The following is a 24362-nucleotide window of genomic DNA, read 5'->3' on the forward strand; positions in this document are numbered from 1 at the left end:
CGTCCGGCAATTAGGGCGATACCTCTAAGCGCCCCCACCTACTTCAAAACGAATTCCAATAGTCCCAGATTCCGGCACACAAGGCACATTTTCCGCCGAATATGGGACCATTTCAAGGGCTTAAGGATTCGGCGATAAGTCGAGGCATGCCTAAGCCGAAGCCCCACGAATTCAAACTGCGCGTCTCGCCGCAGCTCTGGGACGTTATCGAGCAGATTCGTGGTAAAAAGAGCCTGAACCGTCAAATCAATGATTGGTTATGGGCAATGGCCGATCCAGACGACGCCGACAAACTGGCTGCTGCCTTGCGGCCGATCCTGAAGACCATGAGCGAAACCGACCGATCCGCCTTCGTCGATCATGCGATGGGCGCGATTAAGGCTCTATCCGCACCGAAGCCGAAGGTGAGAAAGCGGCGCGTGAAGCCTGTCCTGTGGATCAGGCATAGCTTTCCCCTTCGCTTACTGCCCCCACCACAAGGCGGGCCGCGAACCGGGCAGGACGCTTTCAATCACGGTATAGCTGGAGTGCCGTTTACCTCTACATGAGGAAGATGGCCGGTCCCTGCCCCTCTACTGAGCCAAAAACCGCCGAAGATCGAGCGGCTCAGCCTGGCGTAGACCCTTCTTTCGAAAGTGGCAATTTGCACGGTATGGTTGCCGAAGCAGTCTGCCGGGTTTGTTTGCTCCAGTTACCTCTCAGCTCGCATCAGCTTTCGAGCGGTTGAACCTCTTTCGAGGAAAGACCCGCCGTGACTATCCGGTTCAGCCTGGGAACCGGTCACCGCATGGGGATTGATGCACCGGATGATCGGCGCGGCGGGGCAATCGCCCGAAAAGACCGTCGCTTTGCCGCTCCAATCACAAACTCTTGGCGGGAACCTCCGAGCAGACCCAAGATATTGCGATTTTCTGCGTCGCGACGCCGCTTTTTCGATTGCTCGTTTAGTATCGACCTGATACATAAGCGGTGACTTATTCCTTGCCTTTTTGGGCGTCGCGCCTCGGTCGGATCATCCCGCCGAGGCTTTTCTTTTATGCGCTCCAAAAATGCTTCGCAAGAAATTTATGCATCATATGCATTTTCCTCTTGCGCTTTGATATGCATTCGATGCATAGTCGCCTCATCAACCCAGCGCGAAGAAGCACCCAACGGGGCGCCGATCTGCCGGAAACGATGAGGACGACGATGAACACCGCATTGCAAACCGCGACCGTGAAGACCGTTGTCGCGAAGTACGTCGACCAGCGCGACGTGGTTATTGCCGATTTGAAGGCGGCCCTTGAGCAAATCCTGATGCCGGACGTTTTCCACGTCGCAGTCAATCGGATCGAGCTCTCCTCGGAGCCTGTTCAGACCGTCATCGGAGACATCTACGAAATCGCTCGCGTTGCCCTCGCCAAGGCGGAGGCCTGAGCCATGCGCCTCTCCCAAACCAAGCCTGATCCGTCCACCGCGATCAACTCAGCCACCTTCCAGCGTGCAGCTGTGAAGCGGGTGATCGACGAAGATACCGGCGAGCGTGTCGGCTGGATGCGTCTTTGCTTCGGCGAGATCGAATGGAGCGCCTTCGACTATCAGGGCTTCTCGGCCACGGAAGCCGAAGCCCTTGCTGAAATCGAAGCCGCCGTACTCCAGCACCGCGCCAATGAAGCCGCCGACGCCGCCTATGTGGCCGAGGTCATGGCCCTGCCGGAGCCGGCTCGTACCGCCCGCCGCAATCGCGACAAGGCCGTCGTGATGGTCGAGGTCGAACGCCATCGCATCGTCATCAATGCGTACGACCTCGCCAATGCGGAGCGCGCCCTCGCGGATGCCGAGGCTGATCTCGATGCGGCGATGGCGATTGGGAACCGGAGGGCGGCGTGATGGATGACGACGCGCCCAAGTCGGTCCCGTGCGGACAGGAGACACGCGGCAACATCTGCTTGACGCACGCTCTGTGGTGCCCGGTTTCGATGATCGGCCGCAGCGAACAGCCAGAAACCGGCGTTCGTCGCCTCGACATTCCGCGCGGCCAACCCGGCCATTTCGAACTGATGCAGCACGGCTGCCGGGACTGGAAATTCGTCACCGATCTCACATTCCAGGCTTTGGCCAAGGGTTGGGACACCCAGCGCATCAGCGACTTCATCCGCAATTTCGGCGAACGCCGCCGGCCAAGAGCGAGGGTACTTTTATGACCAAGTTCCGCAAAGGTGATCGCGTGTCGATCGAAGGCGTCGTCGCCTCCAACTACGTTCTCGACGGCGGCACGATCAAAATTACCGTCTCGCCGTATCACGAGATTTTCGTGAAAAAGGTCGACCTCACCATGGTCCGGCCAGCTTTCGAGGTCGACGATCAAGTCACTTGGTCAACGCACGATGGCGCGGATTCGTGGACCGGTCGCGTCCTGTCGATTTCCAATGATCACCTCTGGGTCAATCTGGACGACGGCTCGTTCTCAACGGTCTGGGTCGGCCATACAATGCGCGTCGACCCCGCGCCCGAACCGGCCGTCGAGCCTGCTCCTGTCGAGGAGGCGGCGTGATGGAAGCGCTTGGCTATACTGAGGGCGAGATCTGCAACCGAAGCGGTTGTACCGGCACCATCGCCACGCACCCGGCAGAAAACTGCAGCTGCCACATCAACCCGCCATGCTCGGCCTGCACGTCGCCTCGCAATTTCTGCGCGGCCTGCGACTGGCAGGAAAAAGACGATCCTCTAGTGGTCGAGGAGGTGCACACCTATCACCTCGCCATAAACGGAGGCTTCTGGGGCGAGACCCGTAAGCGTGTCCTCGATCCGACCAAGATCGACTGGATCGTTCAAAGCCACTCCAACTCTTCACAGAAGTGCATCGGGGTCTACCCAGAGGGAACCTCGCGCGCCGAGGTCGATGCGCGTGTCAAAGGCACCTTCGGTGGCCGGTTCGACACCTTCGGGGGCGGGCATTTCCAATACATCGCCTACACGGACTAGGAGCGCCTGATGTCCTCCCTCGACCACATCACGAACCACCTAGCCCTTCATCCACGTTGGACCTGCGCGCTGCTTTGCGCCGCGATCCTGCTGGCGGGGCAACTCGACCTGCGACTTCCCTGACCGTCTGACAACGAGGACACCACCATGACCACTTGGCTTACCGATGCACGAGGCAACCGCTGTTCCGTTGAATACTGGGGCAGCGAGGAAGAAGCGCAGAAGGCGCTCGACAGCCTCAAGAACTGTGACAATTGCACCAACTGCTCGGACTGCTCGGACTGCTCGCGCTGCTCGGGCTGCTCGGACTGCTCGGACTGCTCGGGCTGCTCGGGCTGCTCGGACTGCTCGCGCTGCTCGGGCTGCTCGGACTGCTCGGACTGCTCGGGCTGCTCGGGCTGCTCGGACTGCTCGCGCTGCTCGGGCTGCTCGGACTGCTCGGGCTGCTCGGGCTGCTCGGGCTGCTCGGGCTGCTCGTACTGCTCGGGCTGCTCGGGCTGCTCGGGCTGCTCGGACTGCTCGGGCTGCTCGTACTGCTCGGACTGCTCGCGCTGCTCGCGCTGCTCGGGCTGCTCGGACTGCTCGGACTGCTCGGGCTGCTCGGGCTGCTCGGACTGCTCGCGCTGCTCGGGCTGCTCGGGCTGCTCGGACTGCTCGGATGTTGCCTATGTCTGGGACAAGAAGGGCCTCAAGGGCGATCCTGACAAAGCGACCGCAACCCTTGGCCAGCCGACAATCCCTGTCATCGCGGATATCCATCAGAAAGTATTCGAGGCGGCATCTCAGCCCGGCGCACTCAATATGAACGACTGGCACACCTGCGGCACGACGCATTGCCGCGCTGGTTGGGTCGTGCATCTCGCAGGCGAGGCCGGATATGCGCTGGAGCGATTTCACAACACCGCGCTAGCGGCCCAACTGATCTACCGGGAAAGCGGACACCCGATCAATCCAGGCAAGTTCTACGTCAAGAATGACGAAGCGCTTGCTGACATGAAGCGCCTTGCGGAGGTCGCCCCCGCGACTGGCGGTGGCACATGAGCTGCCCTGAGAACACGGCCCTACAGCGCGCCGTTGAAGCGCTGGGCGATGACCTCGCCGCCGAGCTTCGCCAGTGCGAGGAAATCCTGAAATTCGAAGCCGACGTGGCCAAGCGTCGCGTGGCCGGCAATCGCTTCATCGAACTCACGAATAGGAGGGCAGCATGAACATGCAGGCAATCGGCGTTTCGGCGCATCTCGCCGTCGCAGAAGTCGCGCCTCTCATTGCTGACGGCATTCATTTCGGCCTTGCGGAAGCCTTTTACCATGCTGACTCGGCGCTCGGTTCGACCGGGTTGAAGGATCTGATCGACAACGCACCGGACTACTGGTGGTCGAGTTGGATGAACCCGGCGAGGGAGCCCGAGAAAGAAACGCCAGCCAAGGTTTTCGGTCGCGCTGTTCATAAGTGCGTCCTCGAAGGGCGAGACGCATTCGAGGCGGCTTACGCTCCATCTCCTGAGCCCGATGACTATCCCGAACATCTGCGAACGATGGATGATCTTCGCGCGTTCTTAGCCGATACCGGCATGTCGAAATCGGGCACCAAGGATGAGCTGATCCTTCGCGTCAAGGGCGTTTCAGGTTGCCCACCGATCTACGAGGATGTGGTCTCCGCTTTTGAAAAGTCCAAAAAGCTTCCTCTCAAGCGTGACGAGTTCAACCGCATATTGGCGGCATCGGCGTTCATTCGTGCCAATTCATATCTGCGTGACGCCTTCACCGGTGGGCAGGCCGAAGTGTCAGTCTTCTGGACCGCTGACGGCATTCGATACAAGGCACGGTTCGACTATCTCAAGATGCGGGCGATCGCGGACCTTAAGTCGATCCGCAACCCATTGAACAAGTCCTTTGTGCAGGCTTGTCGCGAGCGTATCGCCAGCCTCGATTACGTGATTTCGGCAGCGCATTACATGGACGCGCGTCGACGGATGGCAGGATTTGTGAAGGCCGGTCTGGTCTATGGCGCGCCCGATACCGAACAGTTTCGCTCGTGGCTGATCCAAGTCTCCGGCATCACCGAGTTCGCGTTCGTGTTTGTGTTCTGGCAGGCCGAAGGCGCGCCGATTTCCCACGGCTTCAAGATTTCCCCCGGTAACCCGCTTCTCGACAGCGCAAAGCACAGCATCGCCAAGGCCGTCTGGAACTACCAGCGCTTCATGGAGGAGTTCGGCACGTCTGCAGCTTGGGTGCCATCAACTCCCCTCGACGAACTCGACGAAACCGATCTGCCCGTCTGGTGGCAGCAGAAGCAATTGAAGGGCTGATCCGATGGAAGAGATTATCACCCAAGACGGCGAAGTGCTGGAGACTATGGCGCTTGTCCCGTCGTCGAGCATGGCTGTTCAGCTCCAGAAGGCCGAGATCGACCAGCTTGTGTCGACTGCCCGCGCCTTCCCGCGTTCGCTGAAGCACGTCCAGACGCGCATCATGAGCATGGCGACCCTGGACGAAGAAAGTGCCGAAGAGTGCATCTATGCCCTGCCTCGTGGCGGCAAGCCCATTCGCGGTCCTTCCATTCGGTTCGCCGAAATCCTGAAACAGTCCTACGGCAACTGCCAAGCGGCGGCTCGTGTCGTGCATGTCGACAAAGTGGACAAGTACGTCGAGGCGGAAGGAGTGTTCATCGACCTCGAGACCAACTCGAAGTCGACAGCGCGCGTTCGCCGTCGGATCAGCGGCAAAAATGGAGCCGTCTACAACGACGACATGATCATCGTGACGGGCAACGCTGCCTGTTCGATTGCCATGCGCAATGCGATCCTGGCTGGGGTGCCTAAGCCTCTATGGCGCCGCGCCTATGATTTGGTGCAGGCAACCATCACCGGCGACATCACTACCCTTACCGAGAACCGGGAAAAGGCATTCAAAGCGCTGGCAGCGTTCGGCGTGAAGCCCGATCAGGTTTTCGTCGCTCTTGGCGTTGAAGGCGTCGAGGACATCAGCGTCGACCATATCGCAACGCTGCGCGGCATGTATTCCGCGTTGAAAAATGGCGAGGCGACAGTCGAAGAAATGTTCGTCGGCACGGTCAGGGCTGTGTCCGATCATCAGAAGGTCGACAACCCGCTTTCGGACGAGCCAGCCTCACAGGGCGCGACGGCAGGCGCAGGCACGGAACAGAGTGCCGAGACGACGAACACTACTGGCGAGCCTGCCAGCCTCCAAGCCGAAGACAATTCCCAATCGTCGGACAATCCCCCCTCTCCGTCCGACGATGGCAGCGGCGGCGTCTCCTCATCCGCCGTCGCTGCCGACCTTCCCGCAACATCGGAAGATCAGAACCCCGATGAAGCGGCCTCGGAGGCCGGAGACATTGAAGCGGCTGATGGTCAGTCCGCGTCTCCGGCTTCCGAACAATCCAGCGGCCAGCAGCTCCTGATCCGCGTCTACCAGACCATGCAAGATTGCGTCGGCCCGTCAGTCGAGGACTTCAACCAGGCGTTCAAGATATTCGACGCCGATCTGGCGGGCGCGTCCGACGACATCAAGCGCAAGGCCGAGAACATCCGAGCCTCACTCGAATTCTGCTGCGGCGAGAAGCCCATGCGGACCAAGCTGCAGGCGCGCGCGTATCTCGCCGGCATCATCGGGGTTGAAGAGCGGGAGTTGGACTGATGACCGACCGCCCTATCCTTTTCAGCGGCCCGATGGTTCGTGCTCTACTCGCCGGTCGAAAGACGCAAACGCGGCGCGTCTTGAGCAACGAAAGGTTTGCCAGTCTCTTCAATGGCACTTGGGCCAATGAATACGTGCTCGACCCCGGCAACCAGTCATGGCGAGATTCTGAAATCCGCTATTCTGCTGGTGACCGATTGTGGGTGCGCGAATCCTTGTCGGTTGCAAGCAATGACCAAGGCGTTCGATGGCTCTCATATGCAGCCGACGGCAAAGACGTCTGGCCAACAACCCAGTGGCACAAGGAGCGCAACAGCGTCCCGTCTATCCACATGCCGCGCTGGGCATCGCGCCTCACCCTGCCGGTCGTCGACGTCAGGGTCCAGCGACTGCAAGACATTAGCGAGGAAGACGCACTCGCTGAAGGCGTTCCCACCGAGATGGAAGGCAACATCGGGGATGAAATCTACTGTTCCCTGTGTGAAGGCAACGGCGTTCACGCCGCGTTTGGCGCCGGCTATGGCGTCACCGAGGTCGATTGCGCCGAATGTGCCACCGCAGTTCAGCGGTTCCGCAATCTATGGAACGGCATCAATGCCGCTCGCGGCTACGGTTGGGACGCCAATCCCTGGGTGACAGCCGTCACGGTAACGGTCGAGCACCGCAACATCGATCAGGTGGCGCCATGAGCAGGCCCGTCCCCGAATGGATCGGCAAGCACCACGGCGTGAACATCCCGCCGCGTGTCCGCCAGCGCGTCTACGACCGCGACAACGGCGTCTGCCACTTGTGCAAGATGGCGATCAAGTCGGGCGAGACCTGGCACGCGGATCACGTCATCGCGTTGATCAACGGCGGAGAGCATCGCGAGACGAACCTCGCCCCGGCTCATGGCCATTGCCATGTCGGCAAATCAGCTCGAGACGTGAAGGAAAAGGCCAAGGTCGCCAAGATTCGCGGCAAACACATCGGCTCTATCCGACCGAAGCAGTCGATCAAGTCTGCCGGCTTTCCAGCATCCCCGAAATCCCCGCGCATCGACAAGGCTGCATTGCCGCCCTTGCCCTTGCCGCCATTGATGAGGCTCGCACGATAATGGACGCCATCTACAAAATCATGACGGAAGCAAACCGCCTCCGCAGCGCTGCTGCGACTGATCGGTTCAGTGCCGATGAACTTCGTAAATTCATGAATGAGGTCGCGGACCGCCTCATCGATCAAGCTCAGTTCGTCGCTCCAAAGTGGGGCGAACTCACCGGACTTATCCGAGATCTGGAAAAGGGCCGCTGATATGACACCCGAAACCTGCCAATCCCCTGACACGATTAGCCCCATAGCGAGAACGGATCGTGATGAGACAGCGAACGTCGCGCTGGCCAACGCGTTTGCGATTTTCAGCATCGAGGAAGACGAGAACTACATCCGTCTCTCCACATTCGGCCAACAGGTCGCATGCTGGCCGGCCAACTCGCCGCAGGGCAACGCGCTGCTGAAACTGGAGGCCGAGCGCCGTGCCGCTCCCACCCTCCCGGCAGACGTAAAGGGGCTGGTGGACGAATGGCGCAAGGCCATGGAAGACGTGACGCCTGGGCCTTGGCATACCGAGCGAATGGAAACGTCTAGGACCGTACAGCGTCTGTACGTTGCTGGCCCGAGCGAGATCGTCCATCCTCATGATGGCGTTTGCGAGCCTGATAGACACAACGATCGGTCCTTCAAGGAAGATGACGCGAATATGCGCTTCATCGCCCGCTGTTCCCCTGACAACATCACCATCTTGCTCGAAGCCCTCACCGCCCAATCCGCCCTGCTCGAAAGGGCGAGGGAGATAGGAGACGTGACGGATTTGATCCGGGCGCTTGAAGACCTCCGCTTGGATAACGAAACAAGCCTGTTCGCCAGCGAGATCGAGACAATCAAAAAGGCTGAGGCCGCCTTGGTCGCCGCTTCCCGGTTCCTCGCAGATATGGAGGGGTGAGCAGATGGCGAAGCACACACCCGGACCGTGGCAATGCTACGCCGATCTGCCGAGTACCGAACCGAATTGGCATATCGTAACCAACGCCAGTCGCATGCGTGTGCTTGCAAACGTCCATATCGAGACAGGCAACGATACCGACGAAGCGAACGCTCGCTTGATCACCGTCGTGCCAGAGCTTTTCGAGGAATTGAAACGGCTTCGCCTCGCCTACGTGAACCTGCTCGAAATCGGGCGGGATCGCATCCTTGCGTTTGGCGGCTCATGCGATCCCGTTGATGTCATGGAAGCCTCTGACCCAGCCTTGCGCGCGGTGGACATCATTATCGCCAAAGCGGAGGACCTTCCCCATGCATAACACAGCACCGCGCGTGAAGGCGCTGATAGATGAAGGCCCGGATTTCGGCGCCTCTACCCGCGAGCCATCGTTGCGAGCCGTCCTGCGAGCCCATTACACGCCGTGGTTCGGGCGCGACGAAGCCGATGGATTGGCGGACCGCTATGTCGATGCCGTCATCGCCGCTCTTGAGCCGCAGGAGGCCGAGCCGGTGGGCGATGAACAAGCGATCATTGAAGCGGCTGCAATTCAGGCCCTGGAATGGGAACACCTAAAGACGACCATCAGCAATGCCAAGGCAGGTACTGCTGGCCCTATCACGGGACATGAGTGGAAAGTCGCCACAACGGCGGCCCGGATCGCACTCTCTCACGCCGCATGCCTCAAACGATCTTCGGCCGTCCCCGCCTCAGAGAAGGCGGTGGACGCGGCAGTAGTTGAAGCTCTCGGCTGGCAGGACTTGCCAAACACGGTTGCCCTCGCTCGAACCGGGCAAGCTGGCCCGCGAACCAATCAGCGCTGGCTCGACGCTACTAACGCGGCCCGTATCGCCCTCTCCCATCCAGTGCAGGGCTGGCAGGAATGCGCCACCGAGGGCTGTTGCAGCCCCGCAACCGTGCACTTCGAACGAGGAGGCATCGGCTCCCACTACTGCCATTCCTGCTACATGCGCGTTCAGGCTCTCCCCGCCGGCCCTGCCGCCAAGGAGACGGCGCAAAATCCGGAAGGGTCACTCTGCTCAGATTGCCCACCGAAGGATTATCCGACCGACAAAACGCGATGCGATCCGTGTCCACGGCGTCCCGCCAAGGAGGGCCAGTAACATGGGCATCACCTACGGCGATCATCTCATCGACAGCGGCTATTACGATATCACGCCCGAGCAAGAGCGTGAAATTGAAGCCCGCGAGGAATGCGCCCGTCGCGACATCGATCCTGATGAGATTTGCGCGGACGGCGGTGTGACGGCTTGGATGGTCGTGGACCGCGAGCGCATAGCTGACGTTCTGGACCCAGAGGTTGGATTCCCATCCGACGATCTGCTGCGCTGCATCCATGCGGACATTGAAATTCGTGGTCGGAAGAACCCGACATTCGCAGTCAGTGTTCATCATCGCAACATCGTCCTATCGGCAGTCGCAAATGCGCTTCGAAGCTCTCACCTCTTAACGTGGGGCGAGTGGCTGGAGCATTGCGACTGTCGCCACCACGGCGACTGTGACGGCTCCTGCACGCATCCCGAGCCAGCCGCCAAGGAGAATGCGCGCCATGGCTAGGCAGGCCGAAGACCGCACCCAGGCTGAAGCGCTGCGTATTGCTGAGGCTCACCTAAAGTCCAAAGGATGGAAGTTCTCGCCGTCTGATGTCGGGACCACAGCGGCAGAGATTGTGACTGCCATGCGCGCCGCTTTAGCGAAAGAGGTGCAGGCATGAGCGCGACCGAGCCAAGCGAGCACCAGATCACCGAGGAAGATATCGCGGCTATCTGGGGGACTTTTGCCAAGTGCTATTTGGCCGAATTGCTCAACGGAAAGTACTCCGTGGAAGAAGTTCGCGGCGATGCGCTCAGCCTGATCGGCAGCAAATTTGACCCTCGCCAAGTCCTCGCCAAGGAGGCGCAGCCATGAGCATCACAACAGCAATTGAGCCTAAGTGCGGAAAGTGCGGTCAGCCCTTGGGTTCGTCATTCCTATACAATGGCCGGGCCGGATTTCATCACGAGTGTTTCCCGGTCTCACCGGCACAAAAACAGATAGCCGACCTCCAGCGCCAGCTATCCGAAGCCGTACAGGGACGGGATGAGATGGAGCGCGAACTGGCCATTGAGAAAACTCGTAGCCATGGCGACTGGTCAAACCAGCGCGAGAACGACGCCCTGACCATCCGCTTCTACGAAATGAAGGAGCGAGCCGAGAAAGCAGAGCGGGAGCGGGATGCGGCACAAGCCAACGCTTTTGACGCGGCAGTGGCCCACGGCAACGCAAGACGGCACGCGGATGCCGCCGAAGCCGAGGTAGCGCGTTTGGTTCGGGCCGGGGCGGGAATGGCCAACCTTCTCTACAACGTGGCACTGACGTCTTTCGGAACGCCAGAGCTACGCACCAGCATGAAACAGGCTCAAACAGCCTGGGATGGTGCCCGCACCGCCCTTCAGCAGGGAGAGCCGAAATGAGCGCGACCACGCTTCCGACTTTTGGCGACATCCGTCTTTCATGCAGCGAAATCATGCCAGACGACTGCATGGCGTTGATGCGCAACGGCAAAATCGTGTGGGTAGGCAAGTTCGGCTCACCGATCGAGGACGCCGACTTCGACGGTGTGATGCTCGCTCCGAGCAAATACGCCCTGTTCCGCGCCCTTACAGGAGGCGGGGATGACTGACCTTTCAAAACTCATCAATCGTGCAGGCTCGATCCATGAAACCATTGCCGAAAGCGTGCCGCAGATTAGGCGCGGCATCGTCTGGTGCACTATTTGCGGCAGATCGCAGAAGGTAGATGGCGCCGAGTGTATGCGTTCCGGGTGGCCGGTTTGCCACGGCTACACCATGACCATCGACAGCCCCGACGAACGCGCCACGCTCAAAGCCCTCCAGACAAAGGAGGCGGGTCGTGGTTGAACGCGAACTCAGGACCAGCGAGTTGGCGAAACTGTTGGGAGTAGACCCGAGCCTGATTCGAAAATGGAAGGCTCGCGGGCTGTTGAAACTTGCCCCTGGAGGTGTGGCGGGACAAGGGCGTTCAGTCGAATGCTACTGGAGCAACGCGGCGGTCGAAGAAGCCAGGCAGTTGAAAGCGTCTCTGCGTAAAACTCGTCCGCGCCGACCCCTCCCCGGAGGTGGCAAATGACCATCCACCCTAGGTCAGTGGAAATCGGGGAGAACGTCTCGCACGAAGCGCCTATACGTCTGGACGTAGCGGCGAAGATCGCATTCCCTGATGGGACTATGGGTGCGGCCGGTCTGCGCAAGGAGCGCGATAAGGGCAACCTGATCACCGAGATGATCGCCGGCAAGGAGTATGTCACCCTTGCCGAGATCGAACGCATGAGGGAACGATGCCGCGTCCAGCGAAAGGCGCCCGACTTGTCTGGCGCAAGGAAAGTCGCAAGGCAGACGGATCACTCCGTAGCAAAGCTGGATGGTTCATTGAGGACGGAGGACAGCGATCCAGCCTTGGCCTTGGCTATGGCGACCGTGATGAAGCTGAAAAACGCCTCGCAGCCTACCTCGCAGAAAAACACATCCCAGCGCGCCGGCGCGACCGTGACCCCGATCAGGTCAAAATAGCCGACGTCGTCACGGTCTACACTGAAGAGGTCGCGCCGTCACACGCCAAGCCGAAGGAAACTGCCGCACGTCTGGCAGCCATCCTTGGCTTCTTCGGGACAAAGACCCTCTCCCAGATCAACGGCAAGCTGTGTCGTGCATATGTCGAACAGGCGTCGTCAGTCCCTACTGCACGTCGTCAGCTTGAAGACCTACGCGCTGCGATCAAGCATTACCATGCCGAAGGCTACGTCGCGACGATCCCGGTTGTGGTCATGCCGGAGAAGTCCGAAGCGCGCATTCGCTGGCTGACACGCGAGGAAGCGGCAAGGCTCCTCCGGGCTGCGTGGCGTATGCGGCAGACATGGAAGGGAAAGGCAAGCGATCGTCGCACGGGACAGCATCTTGCCCGCTTCATCCTTGTGGGGCTCTACACGGGCACCAGATCGGCAGCTATCTGCGGCGCGGCCATGGGCCCTACAGAGGGACGCGGTTTCGTGGATCTCGACCGAGGCGTCTTCTACCGGAAGGCACAGGGGGAGCGGGAGACGAAAAAGCGTCAGCCTGCGGTCCGCCTCCCCGACCGTCTCCTGACCCACATACGCCGATGGGCGACAACACCTGTCACGGTGAGTACCGAAGCGCGCGGCAAGAGCAAGACCGCTGGCCGGATGATTTCGCAAGACCACGTCGTCGAGTGGAACGGAGAGCCTGTCCTATCGGTAAAAAAGTCGTTTAAGGCCGCTTGCGAGATCGCAGGGCTTGGCTGGTATGAGATGCGCGAGGTGAAGGGGAAAACGAAGCGGGTGTTCGTCACCGACGTGACACCGCATGTGCTGCGCCATACAGCCGCTACCTGGCTCATGAAGAATGGGGCAACCTTGACAGAGGCCGCCGATTATCTTGGCATGACGGAAGCGGTGCTGCGATCGACCTATTATCACCAACACCCGGATTTCCAAGCCGAGGCCGCAGCAAGGATCACCGCTAAGGCACCGGTGGCGCGGGCATCAACGAATGTTGTCAGGATGCGATAGGGTCCACCCGGCTCCCGCCCGGTTTCCCACCTGAAACCCCGGAAACAAACGGGAACATCCATGGTTGGGCGACATGAGAAAGGCCGGAAAACTGCCGGTTCCGTGGAGGGTAATGGTGTTCGGGACGATGGGGTCGCAGGTTCAAATCCTGCCACTCCGACCAGAAAATTCAAAGGGTTGCGCCCGAGAGCACCCTGACGACCTTTTCCATGAATCTGATTGGCCAGCGAGTCTGCTTCTTCGGCAGTCGCCGGAAACGCCTTCGCCGAGGCGATAGTCAAATCTTTGCCACGATGCTAACGCAATCGCGGCAAATTGGGCCACTTCTTTGCGTGTGGTTTGAAACAGTCTCGTCTTGAATACCACTCTCTTTCCCTCCAGTCTGATCGACGATTCGACTAAGAGGGGTGGCGCAGTCGAAAATGGACTTCAATGAACCTTCCGATCTTCGCCATTAACCTCGACCGTGACGCCAACCGCTGGAGCGAGTTGCATGCCAGTGCCGAAGCGGCTGGCCTGACCTTGCATCGCATCGCTGCAATCGACGGCCGCACGCTTGCCCAAAAAGACTGGACGGAGATCGATCTTCCAACCGCGCAGAATTTGAACGGGCGCGACATTCTGCCAGGCGAATATGCCTGCTATCGCAGCCACGTCCAGGCGCTGGAAACGTTCCTCGCCGACGGCAGCCCGTATGGCCTGATCGTCGAGGACGATGTCCTGTTCGGCGAGGACACGAAACCGCGCATCGAAGCCATCATCGCCGCGGTGCCGGATTTCGACGTCATCAAACTCGCCAACCATCGCATGAGCCTGTTCCTGCGCGCCGCCACGACGACGCAAGGCGACGAGATCGGCCGCGCGCTACATGGCCCGCAGGGTTCAGCCGCCGCCTATCTGGTGACCCGGGAAGGAGCACAAGGGCTGCTTTCGAAGCTCGCGGTGATGACCATGCCGTGGGACGTCGCCCTCGAACGGTTCTGGGACACCGGCCTTCGGGTCTATACGGTGCGCCGCAACGTCGTGCGCTTTGCCGCGTCGAGCGCGGTCTCCGGCATTGCCGGTCCGTCGGGCAGCTACAAATTCGCACGTTTTCCGTGGCCGAGCCGATTGGGTGCCGCCGCGTTCCGGGCCAAGGATCAGCTCAGCCGCCTGCATCACACGTTCTTGAGGCCGCCGCTGCCGCGCGAAACGCCGGACTACGCCAGAGACGACGCGCCGCGCAATAACTTCATACTGGTGCTTGCGTCCCTCGCTATTCTGGCCATGGTGTCCACGGTATGGCGCGAGGCCGACACCTACCGCGTCGCGGGCCTGGCGCTTGCCGGGGCTACGATTTTTCGCTGGTTCAGGCAGGACCTTTGGACCTACAGCAAACCGCTGATCGGCGGTGTCGGCTATCTGTGCCTGGGTTGGTCGCTTTATGTCTTCATCCGGCTGGCGATCGTCTATTTCGGCACGGGCCAGCTGGGCGGCGCCGAAGGCATCTATCTGTTTCCGCTGCTCTACGCGACGACCGGTTTCTCTCTCTTGCTGTTCGCCCGACGCCCCGCACAGCTGGTGCTCTGGTTCATGATCCTGAGCCTGGTCTTCCTGGCTGCCGACACGGGCTACTCGGACATTCTGCACGGCATCAAGCCGGACGCACGGCTGTTCAACAACCCCATCCATGCGGCGGTGGCCGCTGGTTTCATCTTCCTGTGCACACTGCAGTTCATCGCCCATACAGCGCAAAGAACGGACCTGAGCGGCAGCGCCAGGGCTTGGCACTGGGCACTTTCGGCGGCTGTGTTGCTGTTTGCCCTCGTCAACATCATCGCGCTGCGCTCGAAAGGCGTCTGGCTCGCCGTCGCCCTTGCGCTCCTCGTACTGGCAGTGATGGCCCTTGCCAGAGGCCATCGCCGCGAATTGCTGGTCGGGTCTGGCGTGCTGGCGGTCGTGGCAGCCGGCGTTGTCGCCACGCACAACCTCTTCTGGTCCACCGCAGGCGATACCATGATCTTCGTCAAGACCTTGGTTTCAGATACTTTCAGCCAAGGCCTGGGCAAGGCGATTTCCGCTGCCATCGCGAGCGACACAACGCCCCTTGGCGCCAAGGAACGGCTGATGTTGTGGGCCGATGCGATTGAGGTCTGGAAACGTCATCCGATCTTCGGCGCAAGTTCGGCCTGGCTCACCGAATGGGAGAGCAGGACCTATCATCCCAGCATCCACGACATCTTCCACAACGGTTATCTGGAAATCGCCGTGCGCTACGGTGTGGTCGGATTGGCGTTCTTTGCGTTTCTCTACATCTGGTCGTCCAGGCAGGTCGTGCTAGCCGTGCGCGCCAAGCTCGTCGCCCCGGCGGCGTGGTCGTGTTTCATCTCGACCTTGGTCTTCTTCGCCATCACCATCCTCAGCAATTCGAACAACCGGCTGGCGATCGGCGAGTCCTTCATGTGGGTTGCCGCCGCCTTCGGCTTCTATTGTTTTTATCTTCGCCAGCAAAAGGGCCTGGTCGAGCCGAAGACCTATTTCTAGGTGGGCCGGCTTCGGCCTGTATCGCAGAACCCTTGCCGATCACGTTGCGTTGCCGCCGGTAACGACGCATTCCCCTGCCCCCGTTCCGCCGCAATGGCCCGTCAGGGGAGCAGCGGGGCTATGTGGAGAGGATTTTTCAATGCGACTTCATACATCTATCGCCGCCATTCTGATGACAGTCGCGCTTGCCGGCTGCGAAACGTCGGAACAAGGCCAGCGCGCCGGTACCGGTGCGTTGATCGGCGGTGCCGGCGGCGCACTGGTCGGCCAGGCGATCGGCCGCGACACCAAGAGCACGCTGATCGGCGCGGGCGCCGGCGCGCTGCTTGGCGCGGCCGTCGGTTCGTCCACCACGCCGCAGCGCCGTGGCCAGGAAATGTGCCGCTATCAGGACCGTTCCGGCCGCATCTACACCGCGCCGTGCGACGATCGCTATTACAACGGCGATTACTGAGGTTCTGTCCGGGCGCAACGATTTCGGCGCCCGGTGACCAAACCAATGCCAAACCTGTCCGGGAAAGCCTGGCGGCGTCCGAGGCAATTCTTTCAAGGAATGAAGACACCGCCCGCCAGTTGTGCGGGCGGTGCCATTTCAGCGGGGTTCAAGCGCTCGCCCTGAAATGCGTCGAGTCGATCGCGGCGGCCATCAGCGTCTGGGTGTATTTTTCGGCCGGATGATCGAAGATCGCCTCGGTCGGTCCTTCCTCGACGATCTTGCCCTGTTTCATGACGATGATGTAGTCGGCCATGGCGCGCACCACCGCCAGGTCGTGGCTGATGAACAGATAGGACAGGTCGTGGTCGGCCTGCAGCTTGCGCAGCAATTCGACGATCTGCTTCTGCACCGACCGGTCGAGCGCCGAGGTCGGCTCGTCCAGCACCACCACCTTGGGTTTGAGGATCATGGCGCGTGCGATAGCGATGCGTTGGCGCTGGCCACCCGAAAATTCGTGCGGATAGCGGTTGCGCATGATCGGATCGAGCCCGACCTCCTTCAGCGCCTCGACGGCGCGCTTGTCGCGCTCCTTGCCCGACAGCGCCGGCTCGTGCACCAAAAGCCCCTCGGTAATGATCTGGCCAACCGTCATGCGCGGCGACAGCGAGCCGAACGGGTCCTGGAACACCAGTTGCAGTTCGCGGCGTAGCGGCCGCATAGCCTGTTTGTCGGCGCCGGAAATGTCATTGCCGCCAAAGCGGATCTGCCCTTCGCTGGGCAGAAGTCGCAAGAGGGCGCGGCCCAGCGTCGACTTGCCTGAACCGGACTCGCCGACAATGCCGATGGTCTGGTTGCGTTTCAGGCGAATGGAAATGTCGTCCACCGCGCGCAACACCACGGGATCGCCCGCCAGGAAGCCGCCGCCGATCTTGAACGTCACCTCGACCTTGCGGCCCTCCAGAAGCACGGGAGCGTCGGGCGCGGGCGGCGCCTTGCGTCCAGTCGGCTCGGCCGCCAGCAACATTTTGGTGTACGCATGCTGCGGATTGGCGAACAGCGAGGCCGCCTCGCCCTCTTCCACCACCTCGCCCGAGCGCATCACGTAAACGCGGTCAGCGAAACGCCGCACGATGCCGAGGTCATGCGTGATGAAGACGATGGCCATGCCGAGCTTCTTCTGGAGCTCGGCGAGCAACACCAGGATCTGCGCCTGGATGGTGACGTCGAGCGCCGTCGTCGGTTCGTCGGCGATCAGGATGTCGGGATCGTTCGCCAGCGCCATCGCAATCATGACGCGCTGGCGCTGGCCGCCCGACATTTCGTGCGGATAGGATTTCAGCCGCCGTTCCGGGTCGGGAATATGAACGAGGCGCAGGAGTTTCAGCGCTTCCTCGCGCGCCGCAGCGGCGCTCAGGCCCCGATGGCGGCGGATCGGCTCCATCAGCTGATTGCCGATCGAGTAGAGCGGATCGAGCGATGTCATCGGCTCCTGGAAGATCATGCTGATCTTGCGACCGCGCACCTTGTTGAGCTCGCCCTTTTTCATGGCGAGCAGGTTGGCGCCGCGGTAGTCGACGGCGCCAGTCGCCTCGCCATTGGAGGCGAGCAGGCCCATTGCCGCCATCATGGTCTGGCTCTTGCCGGAGCCTGACTCGCCGACGACCGCGACAGTCTCGCCGGCCTTGACGTTGATGTTGATGCCCTTGACGGCCTCGACGGCGCCGTCGAGCGTGCGGAAGCGGACCTTGAGGTCGCGAACGTCGAGAACGGTTTGCGCGTTGGCCATCTCAGCGATCCTTCGGGTCGAGCGCATCGCGCAGGCCGTCACCAACGAAGTTCAGCGCGAACAGCGTCGAGACCAGGAAGAAGGCGGGGAACAAAAGCAGCCAGTTGGCGGTGCCGATGTTCTTGGCGCCCGCCGAAATGAGCACGCCCCAGCTCGTCATCGGCTCCTGCACGCCAAGACCGAGGAACGACAGGAAGCTTTCCAGGATGATGACCTGCGGCACCAGCAGCGTCATGTAGATGACGACCGGGCCGAGCAGGTTGGGGATGACATGGCGGATCAGAATGCCGCCTTGCCGCACGCCCAGAGCCTCGGCGGCCTGGACATATTCCTGCCGGCGGATGGACAGCGCCTGCCCGCGCACGATGCGGGCCATGTCCAGCCACAACACCGCGCCAACGGCCAGGAACATCAGCACGAAATTGCGCCCGAAAAACACCACCAGCATGATGACGAAGAAGATGAACGGCAAGGAATAGAGCACATCGACGATGCGCATCATCACCTCGTCGACCTTGCCGCCGGCAAAACCGGCGGTCGCGCCGTAGAGCACGCCGATGACGACGGCAACGACGCCGGCGAGCAGGCCGATGGCCAGCGAGATGCGTCCGGCCATCAGCGTACGCGAAAGCAAGTCGCGGCCGATATTGTCGGTGCCGAACAGGAAATATTGCTGCTTCACCCTGGTGGCCACCACCATCTCGGTGCCGTCGGCGGATTTGCTGGTGATCGATGCGCCCTCGAACGTGTCGGAGCGGTCGAGATAGCGCAGATAGCGCTCGTCGATCGGCTTCGGCGAGGTCAGCGTGACGGCAAGGGTGTCGCCATCCTGCTTCATCTCCTTGATGTCGACGCGCATGCGCTTGACGACGTCGCCGAGCGCCGACTTGACCATATCCTCCTTCGGATAGGCCGACAGGCTGGGAGCCGTGCGCACATAGTCGGAGTAGATGGCGGTGTAGTCGTGCGGCACGAACCACGGACCGGCGATGCAGACGACGCCCATTACGATCAGGTAGCAGAGGCTGAACATGGCCGCGCGGTTGGCCTTGAGACGCGCCCAGGCATCGCCCCAGAGCGAACGCCCGGCGACATGCGGGGCGGAGGTGGCTGCGATATCAGTCATAGCGCACCCTCGGATCGACCACGGCGTAAAGAATATCGACGATGAGGTTGAAGATGATGGTGAAGATGGCGATCACCACCACCGTGCCCATGACCAGCGTGTAGTCGCGGTTCAGTGCCGCATCGACGAAGTAACGGCCGACACCCGGGATCGAGAAGATGGTCTCGACGACGATCGAGCCGGTGAGCAGAGCCGCCGCGGCAGGCCCCGCATAAGAGACGATCGGCAACAGCGCGCCGCGCAGGGCGTGCTTGACCACCACCGACCAGTCGGAAAGGCCGAGCGCGCGGGCGGTGCGGATATGGTGCGAGCGCAGCGACTCGATCATCGAGCCGCGCATCAGGCGGGCCACAATGGCGATCTGCGGCAGCGCCAACGTCAGCACCGGGCCGATCTTGTTGACGAGTGCGCCATCGCCCCAGCCGCCGATCGGCAGCAGCTTCCAACTCAGCCCGAAGACTAGCTGGATCAGCGGCGCGATGACGAAGGTAGGGATGGTGGAACCGGCGGTGGCCAGCGCGATCACCGCATAGTCGCCGACCTTGTTCTGGTTCAGCGCGGCCGTGATGCCGAGAATGGAGCCCAGGATCAGCGCCAGGATCAGCGCCGAGGAGCCGAGCTGGATCGAAATCGGCAGGCCCTTGGCGAAGAGTTCGCCCACCGTGAAGTCGGGCAGATTGTAGCTCGGCCCGAAACTACCATGCAGCAAATTATTGATATAGTTGAGATATTGTTTCCAGAGCGGATCATTGAGGCCGAACTGGGCTTCCAGATTGGCCTGGATCACGGGGTTCAGCCCACGCTCCTGGTTGAAGGGCCCGCCAGGAGCGACCCTGATCAGGAAAAACGCCAGCGTGACAATCACGAATAGCGTCGGGATGGCGGTCAGCAACCGCCTGAACACATAAAGCAGCATGGCCGCCGTACCTCACCTGCAAAGGGAAGCCGCCGCCCCTTGAGGGACGGCGGCTCTGGAGGACTTGTCAGTCCTTGCTGATGAAGCGCGACGGATGAACGTCCATCACGTTGTCTTCGAAGCCGTGCAGCTTCGGCGAAACGATGTTGTGGAAGCTGTAGTAGAGCAGCGGGATCTGGCCGACGTCGTCGATCATGATGCGTTCGGCCTCGGCGAGATCCTTCATGCGCAGCTCAGGCTTGCCGCCATCGGCGGCTGCCTTGTTCATGGCATCCTCGAACTTCGGGCTGTTGTAGCTCGAATAGTTGTTGCCGCTGTCCTTGCGGGTGATGCCGAGGAAGGTTTCCGGATCCTGATAGTCGGCGATCCAGGCAGCGCGGGCGACGTCGTAATTGCCCTTCTCCTGGAGGAAGGCGTAGTGGGTCTTGGTGTCGGTGTTAAGCAGCGTCACCTCGACGCCCAGCGGCTTCAGCTGTTCCTGAATGGCGACCGCGGTGTTCTTGTGGTTCTCCGAAGTGTTGTAGCGGATTTCCATCTTCAGCGGATTGCTCGGGCTGTAGCCCAGCTTCTCCAGGATCTTCTTTGCCGCATCCTCGCGGTCGATCTGCGACATCTCGGCGAACTTGGCCATCGCCGGCGTGTAGCCCTTGATGCCGGGCGGGACCATCGAATAGCCAGGGAACATGGAGTTGTTCCAGACCTTCTCGGCCAGGAAGTCGCGGTCGATCGCCATCGAGATGGCGTTGCGCAGTTCCGGATTGTCCCACGGCTTCTTGTCGGTCTTGATGGCGTAATAATAGGTGCCGAGATACGGCGCGACGCGGATCTGGTCGCCGAACTTCGCCTTCAGGTCAGGCAGCTGCTCGGTCGGCAGATCGTCATAGCTGTCCATTTCGCCGGCTTCGAAGCGCTTCATCGCCGAGGAGCGGTCCTCGGTCGGGATGAAGTTGACCACATCGATCTTGACGCTGGCGGCATCATGGAACTTCGGGTTCTTGACCATCTTGATATGGTCGTTCGGTACCCATTCGGCCAGCGTGTAGGCGCCGTTGGAAACCAGCTTGCCCGGCTTCACCCACTCGGCGCCCAGCTTTTCGAACGATGCCTTGTTGATCGGGTAGGTCGCCTGGTGGGTCAGCATCTCCAGGAAGTACGGGGTCGGTGCCTTCAGCGTGATCTGGAGCGTGTTGGCATCGATCGCCTTGACGCCCATTTCCTCCGGCTTGGCCTTGCCCTTGTTGACTTCCTCGGCATTGGCGACCGGATAGAGCATGGAGGCGTATTCAGCGCCGGTCTTGGGATCTTCCAGGCGGTGGAAGGCATAGACGAAATCTTCGGACGTTACCGGGGTGCCGTCCGACCACACGCCGTCCTTGCGCAGCTTGAACGTATAGGTCTTGCCGTCGTCGGAAACCGTCCAGCTTTCGGCGGCGCCCGGAATGAGCCCGGCCTTGGCATCCTGCATGACCAGGCCTTCGAACAGGTCGCGCAGCACATGCGCTTCATAGACGGTCGAGGTCTTGTGCGGATCGACCGTTTCCGGCTCGGCGGCGCTGCCGCGGTTATAGACGACTTCGGCATAGGCGGCCGCGTGGAAGGCGCCGCCAGCCAAAGCGAAGGTGGTGGCGAACACTGTCGCCTTCAGCATGTTTTTCAGCATGAAAACAAATCTCCCTTAGTCGTGCGGGCTTCCTGTCGGGCCCGCGGAGGTGTTGACGCCCGCTGACCGTTCACCGGCCTCTCCCTTGGGCGAGCCGCGGTTCCCTCTCCGCGGCAGATGGGCAGACACTAACGCCGCGATTTTTTATTTCAACATCCGCGCAACCTTCCCCAACGTCACCCGGAAACAAATATTGTGCAGAGCCTTTGAAAAACCAATGAAATCAAAAGCGTAACCTGTAGCTAACCATTAAACGGCTTAGCGCCCCTACAACGCCGGATTACTTGACACGCGGCTAAAATATTAATGCGCCATTAAGCAACCGACGGTTACATTTCACCGTACTTTTGTAGGCTTTTCTTTTTTAGGCGGGAGAAAGCATGCATAGTATACGAGGAACTTCAGCTTTAAAAATTCGTTCGATACTTTCGAGATGGAAAGTTGATGGCAAAGGCACGTCAGCGGTAGAATTTGCTTTTCTTGCGCCACTCTTCATCCTGTTTGTACTCGGAATAGTTGCATATGGCATCTACTTCGGCGCGAGCCATTCGGTGCAACAGCTGGCGGCCGATGCGGCCAGAACCGCCATAGGCGGGGCCAATCAGACCGAGCGACAGTCGCTCGTCACCACCTTCCTTGCCAACAATGCGGCCGGCTATCCCTTCGTGGACAGCACCAAGCTCACGGTCCTAGCGCAGGACAGCAAAGCCGACGGCAGCCAGTTCGTCGTTACCGTCAGCTATGACGCGCGCAACCTGCCGATCTGGAATCTGCTGTCCGGCCTGCCATTGCCGGGAACCACCATTTCCCGCCAATCAACGATCCGCGTCGGGGGGATATGATGCGCATCCTCGCAGAGTTTGCGGCCCTTGGCCGGCGTTTCCTGCGCGATCGCGGCGCCAACATCGCCATCATGGCGGCCTTGTGCACACCGGTGGCGGTGGCAGCCATGGCGGTGGCCGTCGACGAAGGCTCGCTCTACAATGAGCGGCGCGCGGCGCAATCGCTGACCGATCTCGCGGCAATCGCCGCCGGCTCCAACATCACCAATGCGGAGGCGGCGGTGCTGGCGGCTTTCGGCGACAATGGGTTGAATGGCGCCACAGTGGTAGCAGCTGGCTCGGGCACGCCGACGGCCGGCAAGCCGGTGGTCAGCGTCGTGCGCGGCCGCTACACGCCAACCGCGGCCTTGGGTCAGCGGTTCCAGGCCGGTGTGACGCCTTACAATGCCGTCTCAGTGTCGATGCGCAAGATCGGTACGCTGTATTTCGGTGGAGCGTTCATGGCACCACCGCAGATCGGCGCGAGCGCCATCGCCTCGACCACGCCGCAGGCCACCTTCTCCATCGGCTCGCGGCTCGCTTCGGTCGACACCAGCAAGAGCCCCTTGCTCAACGCGCTGCTCGGCGGCTTCCTCGGCACCAATGTCGCGCTGAACGCGATGGACTATAATTCGCTGCTCAGCGCCGACGTGAACGTGCTTTCCTTCCTCGACCAGCTCGCCATCAAGCTCAATCTCACCGGCGTCAGCTATTCGGATGTGCTGGCGTCCAAGGCGACGGTCGGGCAGATACTTGGCGCGCTGGCTGGCGTGCCCGGACTGGATTCGCGCAGCCAGCTCGCCCTGCAGACAATGGCCGCCGGCGCGACCAATCTCATCAAGATCCCGCTCAATGCATTGGTCGATCTCGGCAATGTCGGTCGTCTCGGCCTCGGCCAGCGGCCAGCTGGCCTGACCGTCGATGCCGGCGTGCTCGGCATGGTCTCCGCCGCTGCCGGCCTCGCAAACGGCGGCAAGCAGATCGACCTCGGTACGGCGATCAATATCCCAGGCGTGCTCAGCATTACCGCCTCCGTCGCCGTCGGCCAGCCGCCGCAATCCGCCCCCTGGTTCAGGGTCGGGCAGAAGGGTTCCGTAGTACGCACCGCCCAGACGCGGCTGAAACTGCTCGTCCAGGTCATTCCCAGCACCAGTCAGCCGGCCGCGGGCGTCAAATTGAACTCGGCGGTGATTACACTGCCGGTCAATGTCGAACTCGCTTATGCCGAGGGCACGCTCACCGACATCAGCTGCCCGACGGGATTGCCAGCAAGCCGCGTGGTCTCGATCGCGGCGCGGCCGGGAATTGGCAGCGTCAAGATCGCGCAGACCAGCGGCACGGGCTTCGCCGACTTCACGCAGCCGCAGAGCTTCAGTGCAGCTCCCATCGTCAATGTGAGCATCAACCTGCTGCTGCTCCAGCTCAGCCTCATAACTGTGAACGCCTATGCGGACGTCGATATCGGCAACACGATTACGACGCCGCTGACGTTCAACAATTCCGACATAACGTCGAAGGCCCCAAAGACCGTCACCTCCTCAAACTTCACGAACTCCGCGACCACCTCGCTGCTCGGGAATCTTGACCTGAGCGTCACCGTGGCGGGCTTAGATCTCGCCGTCCTGACAGGGCTTATTACCAACACGATCACACCGGCTCTGATGCCGATCCTGCAGACGGTCACCGCTCCGCTGGATAATTTGCTTGCCGGGTTGCTTCAGTCGCTCGGCATCGGCCTCGGCCAGGCCGACGTCCGCGTCACCGGTGCTACCTGCGGCCAATCGGTTCTTGTGCTGTAGGCAGGTTTTCCCCACCCTTGCCCGAAATGCTGAAGGCGGGAGGCTCGCAAGA

32 protein-coding genes are annotated in these 24362 nt (G+C 61.0%); 28 read left to right on the forward strand and 4 right to left on the reverse strand.

The genetic code is table 11. From position 1 onward, the window contains the following. Positions 1-146 precede the first annotated feature (146 nt). The 26 genes from AB4136_RS20900 to AB4136_RS21025 all read left to right on the forward strand — a co-directional run bounded on the left by AB4136_RS20900 (position 147) and on the right by AB4136_RS21025 (position 16220). Positions 147-548, forward strand: coding sequence for a hypothetical protein (locus AB4136_RS20900; RefSeq protein ID WP_137901033.1), 402 nt, complete (start codon positions 147-149; stop codon positions 546-548). A gap of 640 nt (positions 549-1188) precedes the next feature. Next, on the forward strand, positions 1189-1416 hold the full coding sequence (locus AB4136_RS20905) for a hypothetical protein (RefSeq protein ID WP_137901034.1): 228 nt from the start codon (positions 1189-1191) through the stop codon (positions 1414-1416). A 3-nt stretch (positions 1417-1419) separates the two neighbouring features. Continuing rightward, complete coding sequence (locus AB4136_RS20910) at positions 1420-1869, forward strand: hypothetical protein (protein WP_137901035.1); 450 nt, start codon at positions 1420-1422, stop codon at positions 1867-1869. After that, entirely contained in the window at positions 1866-2183 is a 318-nt protein-coding gene (locus AB4136_RS20915) for a hypothetical protein (RefSeq protein WP_137901036.1), read from the forward strand. Before AB4136_RS20910 ends, AB4136_RS20915 begins: the two co-directional genes overlap by 4 nt. Positions 2184-2206: 23 nt before the next feature. Next, complete coding sequence (locus AB4136_RS20920) at positions 2207-2533, forward strand: hypothetical protein (protein WP_441931563.1); 327 nt, start codon at positions 2207-2209, stop codon at positions 2531-2533. Then, positions 2533-2964 carry a hypothetical protein gene (locus AB4136_RS20925; RefSeq protein ID WP_137901038.1) on the forward strand — a complete coding sequence of 144 codons (432 nt, stop codon included), beginning with the start codon at positions 2533-2535 and terminating at the stop codon, positions 2962-2964. The genes AB4136_RS20920 and AB4136_RS20925 overlap by 1 nt, the downstream gene beginning before the upstream one ends. A gap of 254 nt (positions 2965-3218) precedes the next feature. Continuing rightward, a complete protein-coding gene (locus tag AB4136_RS20930; RefSeq protein ID WP_137901039.1) occupies positions 3219-3668 on the forward strand; it encodes a hypothetical protein in 450 nt (149 codons plus the stop codon). A gap of 97 nt (positions 3669-3765) precedes the next feature. Continuing rightward, positions 3766-4005 carry a hypothetical protein gene (locus AB4136_RS20935; RefSeq protein ID WP_441931564.1) on the forward strand — a complete coding sequence of 80 codons (240 nt, stop codon included), beginning with the start codon at positions 3766-3768 and terminating at the stop codon, positions 4003-4005. Further along, on the forward strand, positions 4002-4172 hold the full coding sequence (locus AB4136_RS20940) for a hypothetical protein (protein WP_171020968.1): 171 nt from the start codon (positions 4002-4004) through the stop codon (positions 4170-4172). Before AB4136_RS20935 ends, AB4136_RS20940 begins: the two co-directional genes overlap by 4 nt. Continuing rightward, positions 4169-5272 carry a PD-(D/E)XK nuclease-like domain-containing protein gene (locus AB4136_RS20945; RefSeq protein ID WP_137901040.1) on the forward strand — a complete coding sequence of 368 codons (1104 nt, stop codon included), beginning with the start codon at positions 4169-4171 and terminating at the stop codon, positions 5270-5272. Before AB4136_RS20940 ends, AB4136_RS20945 begins: the two co-directional genes overlap by 4 nt. 4 nt (positions 5273-5276) lie before the next feature. Continuing rightward, a complete protein-coding gene (locus AB4136_RS20950; RefSeq protein ID WP_137901041.1) occupies positions 5277-6623 on the forward strand; it encodes a hypothetical protein in 1347 nt (448 codons plus the stop codon). Beyond that, positions 6623-7312 carry a hypothetical protein gene (locus AB4136_RS20955; RefSeq protein ID WP_137901042.1) on the forward strand — a complete coding sequence of 230 codons (690 nt, stop codon included), beginning with the start codon at positions 6623-6625 and terminating at the stop codon, positions 7310-7312. Before AB4136_RS20950 ends, AB4136_RS20955 begins: the two co-directional genes overlap by 1 nt. Beyond that, positions 7309-7719, forward strand: a complete 411-nt coding sequence (locus AB4136_RS20960; RefSeq protein ID WP_137901043.1) for an HNH endonuclease — start codon at positions 7309-7311, stop codon at positions 7717-7719. Before AB4136_RS20955 ends, AB4136_RS20960 begins: the two co-directional genes overlap by 4 nt. Further along, the gene (locus AB4136_RS20965) at positions 7719-7913 is read left to right on the forward strand and encodes a hypothetical protein (RefSeq protein WP_137901044.1); all 195 of its coding nucleotides are present in this window, start codon (positions 7719-7721) and stop codon (positions 7911-7913) included. The genes AB4136_RS20960 and AB4136_RS20965 overlap by 1 nt, the downstream gene beginning before the upstream one ends. Before the next feature lies 1 nt (position 7914). Next, positions 7915-8601, forward strand: coding sequence for a hypothetical protein (locus AB4136_RS20970; protein WP_137901045.1), 687 nt, complete (start codon positions 7915-7917; stop codon positions 8599-8601). Between the two features lie 4 nt (positions 8602-8605). Then, positions 8606-8959 carry a hypothetical protein gene (locus tag AB4136_RS20975; RefSeq protein ID WP_137901046.1) on the forward strand — a complete coding sequence of 118 codons (354 nt, stop codon included), beginning with the start codon at positions 8606-8608 and terminating at the stop codon, positions 8957-8959. Further along, entirely contained in the window at positions 8952-9761 is an 810-nt protein-coding gene (locus AB4136_RS20980; RefSeq protein ID WP_137901047.1) for a hypothetical protein, read from the forward strand. The genes AB4136_RS20975 and AB4136_RS20980 overlap by 8 nt, the downstream gene beginning before the upstream one ends. Before the next feature lies 1 nt (position 9762). Beyond that, entirely contained in the window at positions 9763-10215 is a 453-nt protein-coding gene (locus AB4136_RS20985; protein WP_137901048.1) for a hypothetical protein, read from the forward strand. Beyond that, entirely contained in the window at positions 10208-10372 is a 165-nt protein-coding gene (locus tag AB4136_RS20990; RefSeq protein ID WP_171020969.1) for a hypothetical protein, read from the forward strand. The genes AB4136_RS20985 and AB4136_RS20990 overlap by 8 nt, the downstream gene beginning before the upstream one ends. Continuing rightward, positions 10369-10566: a hypothetical protein gene (locus AB4136_RS20995; RefSeq protein WP_137901049.1), complete on the forward strand. Its 198-nt coding sequence runs from the start codon at positions 10369-10371 to the stop codon at positions 10564-10566. Before AB4136_RS20990 ends, AB4136_RS20995 begins: the two co-directional genes overlap by 4 nt. Next, positions 10563-11111, forward strand: coding sequence for a hypothetical protein (locus AB4136_RS21000; RefSeq protein ID WP_137901050.1), 549 nt, complete (start codon positions 10563-10565; stop codon positions 11109-11111). Before AB4136_RS20995 ends, AB4136_RS21000 begins: the two co-directional genes overlap by 4 nt. Continuing rightward, positions 11108-11320: a hypothetical protein gene (locus tag AB4136_RS21005; RefSeq protein ID WP_137901051.1), complete on the forward strand. Its 213-nt coding sequence runs from the start codon at positions 11108-11110 to the stop codon at positions 11318-11320. Before AB4136_RS21000 ends, AB4136_RS21005 begins: the two co-directional genes overlap by 4 nt. After that, positions 11313-11558 (forward strand): hypothetical protein, encoded by a 246-nt coding sequence (locus AB4136_RS21010; RefSeq protein WP_137901052.1) that lies wholly within the window; start codon positions 11313-11315, stop codon positions 11556-11558. Before AB4136_RS21005 ends, AB4136_RS21010 begins: the two co-directional genes overlap by 8 nt. 437 nt (positions 11559-11995) lie before the next feature. Further along, positions 11996-13243, forward strand: coding sequence for a site-specific integrase (locus AB4136_RS21015; RefSeq protein WP_137901053.1), 1248 nt, complete (start codon positions 11996-11998; stop codon positions 13241-13243). A 432-nt stretch (positions 13244-13675) separates the two neighbouring features. After that, on the forward strand, positions 13676-15766 hold the full coding sequence (locus tag AB4136_RS21020; protein ID WP_024925240.1) for an O-antigen ligase family protein: 2091 nt from the start codon (positions 13676-13678) through the stop codon (positions 15764-15766). Between the two features lie 139 nt (positions 15767-15905). Then, the gene (locus tag AB4136_RS21025) at positions 15906-16220 is read left to right on the forward strand and encodes a YMGG-like glycine zipper-containing protein (protein ID WP_024925239.1); all 315 of its coding nucleotides are present in this window, start codon (positions 15906-15908) and stop codon (positions 16218-16220) included. A gap of 148 nt (positions 16221-16368) precedes the next feature. Here the strand turns inward: AB4136_RS21025 and AB4136_RS21030 are convergent, their stop codons facing one another. From AB4136_RS21030 to AB4136_RS21045, 4 genes are all read right to left on the reverse strand, one after another. Next, entirely contained in the window at positions 16369-17988 is a 1620-nt protein-coding gene (locus tag AB4136_RS21030) for an ABC transporter ATP-binding protein (protein WP_024925238.1), read from the reverse strand. A 1-nt stretch (position 17989) separates the two neighbouring features. Beyond that, complete coding sequence (locus tag AB4136_RS21035) at positions 17990-19114, reverse strand: ABC transporter permease (protein ID WP_024925237.1); 1125 nt, start codon at positions 19112-19114, stop codon at positions 17990-17992. Further along, positions 19107-20030: an ABC transporter permease subunit gene (locus AB4136_RS21040; RefSeq protein WP_024925236.1), complete on the reverse strand. Its 924-nt coding sequence runs from the start codon at positions 20028-20030 to the stop codon at positions 19107-19109. Before AB4136_RS21040 ends, AB4136_RS21035 begins: the two co-directional genes overlap by 8 nt. A gap of 67 nt (positions 20031-20097) precedes the next feature. Beyond that, a complete protein-coding gene (locus AB4136_RS21045) occupies positions 20098-21690 on the reverse strand; it encodes a peptide ABC transporter substrate-binding protein (protein WP_024925235.1) in 1593 nt (530 codons plus the stop codon). 380 nt (positions 21691-22070) lie between these two features. Between AB4136_RS21045 and AB4136_RS21050 the strand changes: the two genes are divergently transcribed. Together AB4136_RS21050 and AB4136_RS21055 are read left to right on the forward strand one after the other, a co-directional pair. Then, entirely contained in the window at positions 22071-22532 is a 462-nt protein-coding gene (locus tag AB4136_RS21050; RefSeq protein WP_081766933.1) for a TadE/TadG family type IV pilus assembly protein, read from the forward strand. After that, complete coding sequence (locus AB4136_RS21055; RefSeq protein WP_244431227.1) at positions 22532-24310, forward strand: pilus assembly protein TadG-related protein; 1779 nt, start codon at positions 22532-22534, stop codon at positions 24308-24310. The genes AB4136_RS21050 and AB4136_RS21055 overlap by 1 nt, the downstream gene beginning before the upstream one ends. Positions 24311-24362: the final 52 nt, after the last annotated feature.

This window comes from Mesorhizobium sp. 2RAF21 (assembly GCF_052115345.1).
In the GTDB taxonomy this organism is placed as follows: Bacteria; Pseudomonadota; Alphaproteobacteria; order Rhizobiales; family Rhizobiaceae; genus Mesorhizobium; species Mesorhizobium terrae.